6 protein-coding genes are annotated in these 5,480 nt (G+C 44.8%); all 6 read left to right on the forward strand.

The genetic code is table 11. The annotated features are described in order from the left end of the window. On the forward strand, window positions 1–1,087 hold a 1,087-nt coding region (locus CAG68_RS03245), incomplete at its 5' end, for an iron-containing alcohol dehydrogenase (RefSeq protein WP_161440787.1). A 294-nt stretch (window positions 1,088–1,381) separates the two neighbouring features. Further along, window positions 1,382–2,038 (forward strand): lysoplasmalogenase, encoded by a 657-nt coding sequence (locus CAG68_RS03250; protein ID WP_005376394.1) that lies wholly within the window; start codon window positions 1,382–1,384, stop codon window positions 2,036–2,038. Between the two features lie 162 nt (window positions 2,039–2,200). After that, window positions 2,201–2,935 carry an amino acid ABC transporter ATP-binding protein gene (locus CAG68_RS03255; RefSeq protein ID WP_053307675.1) on the forward strand — a complete coding sequence of 245 codons (735 nt, stop codon included), beginning with the start codon at window positions 2,201–2,203 and terminating at the stop codon, window positions 2,933–2,935. Further along, window positions 2,935–3,732, forward strand: a complete 798-nt coding sequence (locus CAG68_RS03260; protein WP_053303588.1) for an amino acid ABC transporter permease — start codon at window positions 2,935–2,937, stop codon at window positions 3,730–3,732. The genes CAG68_RS03255 and CAG68_RS03260 overlap by 1 nt, the downstream gene beginning before the upstream one ends. A gap of 9 nt (window positions 3,733–3,741) precedes the next feature. Then, the gene (locus CAG68_RS03265) at window positions 3,742–4,560 is read left to right on the forward strand and encodes a transporter substrate-binding domain-containing protein (RefSeq protein WP_005386070.1); all 819 of its coding nucleotides are present in this window, start codon (window positions 3,742–3,744) and stop codon (window positions 4,558–4,560) included. Window positions 4,561–4,641: 81 nt separating this feature from the next. Beyond that, on the forward strand, window positions 4,642–5,480 hold an 839-nt coding region (locus CAG68_RS03270), incomplete at its 3' end, for an ABC transporter permease subunit (RefSeq protein ID WP_161440788.1).

A 5,480-nucleotide genomic window follows, 5' to 3' on the forward strand; every position in this document is an offset into this window, starting at 1 on the left:
CAAAGAAGCTATCCCATCCGACCAAAAAGTTTTAGTGGTATACGGTGGTGGCTCCATCAAAAAAAATGGCGTGTACGACCAAGTAGCAGAAGCTCTTGAGGCACATGAATGGCTAGAGTTTTCAGGTGTTGAACCAAACCCAACCAAAGAAACACTCGATAAAGCAGTCGCAATGGTAAAAGAGCATGGCGTTGACTTTATTTTAGCGGTAGGTGGTGGTTCAGTCATCGATGGCTCCAAATACGTAGCAGCGGCATCAAAGTATGATGGTGATGGTTGGGATATCATGATTGGTAAGCACCAAGTCACTGAAGCGACGCCTCTAGCTGCAATTTTGACATTGCCAGCAACAGGCTCAGAGTCAAACATGGGCGCAGTTATCACTAAAAAAGAAACTCAAGACAAACTTCCGTTCATGTCTCCAGCAGTGCAGCCAAAATTTGCCGTGTTAGACCCAGATGTAATGAAAACACTGCCAGAACGCCAGCTTATCAACGGCATTGTTGACGCATGGGTGCACGTATGTGAGCAATACTTGACGCTTCCTACCGGTGCAATGGTTCAAGATGGTTACGCAGAAACACTGCTGAAAACTTTAAAAACACTCGGAGAACAGTTTGCGGAACGAGACGACGATATGTGGCGCGCAAACTTAATGTGGTCTGCTAACCAAGCATTGAATGGGTTAATTGGTAGTGGCGTTCCACAAGACTGGGCGACACATATGATCGGCCATGAATTAACGGCTCTATGGGGCATTGATCATGCACGTTCTCTTGCAATTGTCCAACCGTCGTTACTTCGTAACCAAATGCAGTTTAAGCGCCCTAAGTTAGAACAAATGGGTCGCAACGTATTTGGTCTTGAAGCAGGTGAGGATTTAGCAGAGCGCACAATCGAAGCTATCGAAGCGTTTTATCATCAACTTGATGTCGCAACTAAGCTCGAAAACTATGGTGAGAGCCGTGAACAAGCTATCGATGCCATCATTGATCAACTAAACAAACACGGCATGACTGTTTTAGGTGAAAACCAGGCGATCACACTTGAACGTAGCCGAGAAATCTTAGAGTTAGCTGTCTCATAACTGCAACAATTCTTCACTGCCCTTCCTAGGGTTTAACGGTATTGTGACTTAACAGTCACAATACCGTTTTTTTATGCTATTTTGTAAGCCACATCACGTTCAAAACGAGGAGGCTTCTAAAAACAACGATTCCCTCCAGACAAAAAATCGGCCGTGTTGGTTAGTAAAGAGACAACTGTCCAGCTTTACACAAATAAAAATAATTGAGATCAAAGAACGAGTTAACTCGTTAATTAAGTTTTGATTTGTTGTAGTGATGTACTACATAATTTTGTCTGTTCGAGAAAACACTTTATGTGGCTAGTTGTTGTCGTATTAGCATTCATACATATCATCAGTATCCGTAAAGGCTCTAAATGGCTCTTTTACGTTTCTAAACCATTACCAGTGCTCTGTATGCTTGGTATTTTAATTCAGTCCCCGGCTTACCCAATGCCATATGCGCATTGGATTTTGATTGGCTTATCGCTCTCGTTGCTTGGTGACGTGTTATTAATGCTCCCTAGAGACAAGTTCATTACAGGATTAGTGCTCTTTTGCTCTGCCCATCTCTCCTATAGTTATGGTTTTGCCATCATGTCAGCGTGGCATTTTACACCTTGGCTCCCAATTGCCTTGTTCGGACTGGGTATATGCGTCTACTGGTTGTTCCGACCGGATCTCGGTAAAGAGAAACGGCCAGTTGCCAGTTATATATTGGTACTGATGACTATGTGCTGGGCTTCGATCGAGTATTATTTGAGTGGGAAAACACAATCCTCCTCCTTTGCGGTGCTCGGAAGCTTTATCTTTATTATCTCTGGCATCGTATTGGCTTTCGAACGCTTTGGAGGACGGTCAATATTTTCACGACAAGTTGTCATGGTGACCTACTATTCTGCACAGACACTAATGGTTATGTCTGTTGTTGCGATTGTTGTTCGTTATCCGTATCTCGTTGAACTGAGTTAGTCATACTCTAGACTGCACCAACATTAAAGAAACATGGATGTATCTTGTAAGCGATCTGAATAGAGTCTTAAAATCATCGCCTAAACATTAGCTTATTCTTAATGAAATTACGCGCACAACTTGCTATTGTAAAAGGATATTTTTCCGTTATAGCGTGCCCCTTTGAAAGAGAATACTCCCGTCGTTGAGTTTAGCGACGTAAATAAGTGGTATGGCGATTACCACGCTCTAAAAGACATCAACTTCTCCGTGCATTCTGGCGAGATCGTCGTGGTGTGTGGCCCTTCAGGTTCCGGAAAATCAACGCTCATTCGTTGCATCAACCATCTTGAATCGATTCAAGAAGGCCAGCTTCATGTGTTCGACCAGCCTTCTCACGCAAAATCTCTCAAGCCCGGTAAAATCGGCATGGTGTTCCAACACTTTCACCTTTTTCCTCACTTGACTGTACTGGAAAACCTCACCTTAGCGCCGATTCGCACACTCAAATTATCAAAACAAGAAGCGGAAAAACGCGCAAAACATTACCTAAAGCGAGTCAATATTGAAGAGCAAGCGAGTAAGTATCCTATCCAGCTTTCTGGCGGTCAGCAGCAACGCGTCGCGATTGCCCGCTCCTTGTGTATGGAACCGGATTTACTCCTGTTTGACGAGCCAACTTCAGCGCTTGATCCGGAAATGATCAACGAAGTGTTGGATGTCATGGTTGAGCTGGCTCAAAGCGGAATGACGATGATTTGCGTCACGCATGAAATGGGATTTGCCAAAAAAGTAGCGAACCGCGTGGTATTTATGGATGAAGGCCAAATCGTGGAAATGAACTCTCCAGTCGCCTTATTTGAGACACCTCAGCATCCACGAACCCAAGCATTTTTGAACCAAATTTTAAGTTACTGATGATAGTTCGCGTAATCAAACCTGTCCTTCAAGCTTTACTGCAAATGACGCTCCTCTTCATCGCGATTGTGTGGGTGTTGGACTCTGGTGCCGACGCTATGGGCTATCAATGGCAATGGGAGCGCGTACCTGATTACATCGCTTTTTATGAAGGTGGAGAATGGTGGCCGGCAGAACTTATTGATGGGCTATTGGTCACGCTTAACATCTCGGCTATTAGTCTATTTTTTACCTTAGTATTAGGGTTGGTTACCGCGTTACTAAGGCTGAGCGATTCGAAAGTCGGCAATATTATTGGTACAACTTACGTCGAAGTAATACGTAACACGCCGTTGTTGGTGCAAATCTATTTACTCTACTTCGTGTTTGGCCCCGTGATTGGTTTGGACCGATTCAGCACCGCCGTTTTGGCATTATCCCTTTTCCAAGGTGCCTACACCGCGGAAATATTCCGTGCAGGTTTAAACAGTATTCCTAAAGGGCAATTCGAAGCAGCACAAACTCTCGGACTATCACCGTTTTACACCTACAAAGACGTAATTTTGCCTCAGGTTTTACAGCGCACATTACCGCCATTAACCAATGAAGTGGTTTCTTTGATCAAAAACTCTTCCATTGTAAGCGTGATGGCGATTTTTGATCTAACAACACAGGCACGCAACATCGTCTCAGAGACGGCGATGCCGTTTGAAATTTGGTTTACCGTGGCAGCAATTTATCTTGCCCTCACTCTGTCACTTTCTGGCTTGTCTGCATGGCTAGAACACAAACTCGGAGCCAGTTGGCGCAAATTATAAGGAGATAACATGAAGTTATTCAAAGCGACCATTACTGCATTATTAGGGCTAGCCATCGCTATGCCTACAATCGCGAAAGAAGATGTCGCCACAACCAATGTAGATCAAATCAAAGAACGAGGCACTTTGCGCGTTGGTATGTCAACATTTGTACCTTGGGCAATGCGTAACAAGCAAGGTGAGTTAATCGGTTTTGAAATCGATGTTGCCAAACGCTTAGCACAAGATTCAGGTTTGAAAGTGGAATTCGTACCGACTGCGTGGGATGGCATTATTCCCGCACTACTGGCGAAAAAGTTCGACGTGATCATCGGTGGCATGTCGGTTACGCCTGAACGTTCCAAAAGCGTGTTGTTTACTGAGGCCTACTCGCACTCAGGCGTTCAAGTAGCAGCAAACAAAGAACTCGCCTCTGGTTTTAGCGAATTTTCGGATTTTGACTCACGACGCGTAAAAATTGCGGCTCGTCGCGGCGCATTCACCGTTCAAGTAGCCAGAGAAACCTTCCCGAAAGCGAAGATCCTGCAATTTGATGACGACGTGCAAGCGTTCCAAGAGGTGCTGAATGGTAACGCCCACGCGGTCATTGCTTCTAGCCCAAAACCAGAACATGAGACAGTGAAACACAGCGACAAACTATTCCTTCCATTCTCTGAGCGACTATCACAAGGCAACGAAGCCTTTGCAGTTCGCTTGGGGGAAGAAGATAAAAAGGCCTTTTTCAATAAATGGATTGAAGCAAGAACCCAAGATGGATGGTTAAAACAACGTTATGAATACTGGTTCTCGACATTAGATTGGCAAGATCAAGTCGCGCAAGGCCAGTAATCTAAATGGCTCGTGGACGCCGCGAGCCTATACTCTCCAATCATCCATTTTACTTTTCCATAACTTATCGGAGTCAAATTTTTGGGCGAACACACTACCACTCGCACAGCACCCGCGAAATCCAGCACAGGCTACCTTTTACCGCAATTAAACACACTAGACTGGGTACTACTTGTCATGTGCGGTATCGGTGGTGTTTGGCTGTACCATCGGTCCACTATTGGTGTGCATTATTTGTGGCAGTGGAAAGAGGCGCTTGAATTACTTTTCACGCCTAGAGCAGATGGTGGTTTGCCCTACTTCTTCCAAGGTTTGATTTCGACGTTAAGGCTCAGTGTTTGGGGCATAAGCTTCGCATTAGCGTTTGGCACTTTGTTAGGCTTAGCACGCTTCTCTCGTTCCGTTTGGTTGCGCACACCTGCCAATGCGTTTATCCAGTTAGTGAGAAACATCCCTCCGTTGGTATTTGTTTTTATTTTCTACTTTTTCATTTCTAACCAATTGATCCCGTTACTTGGTTTGGAAGATCTTCTACGAAACTACAACGGCGAACCAAATGCGCTACAGCACTTTCTGTTTGGGCCTTCGAACCTTTGGGAAAACCTTGCCTCTGGCGTGTTATGTGTCGGCTTACTCTCTTCTGCCTACATTGCAGAAGTTGTGCGCGGTGGTTTACAAAGTATCGACCAAGGTCAGTGGGAAGCGGCTGACTCATTGGGCTTGTCTCGATGGGTGAAATACCGATTTGTTATCGCGCCACAGGTGCTTAAATCAATCACACCTGCACTTGCCGGTCAAACCATCTCTTTGGTGAAAGACACCTCTATTGTTTCACTGATTTCGATACAAGAAATGACGTTTGTTGGGACAGAGATGGCAAATTCATCAGGGTATATATTTGAAAGTTGGTTGATTGTCGG

The sequence above is a fragment of the Vibrio sp. V42_P2S4T144 genome (assembly GCF_009904715.1).
GTDB classification, from domain to species: Bacteria; Pseudomonadota; Gammaproteobacteria; order Enterobacterales; family Vibrionaceae; genus Vibrio; species Vibrio alginolyticus.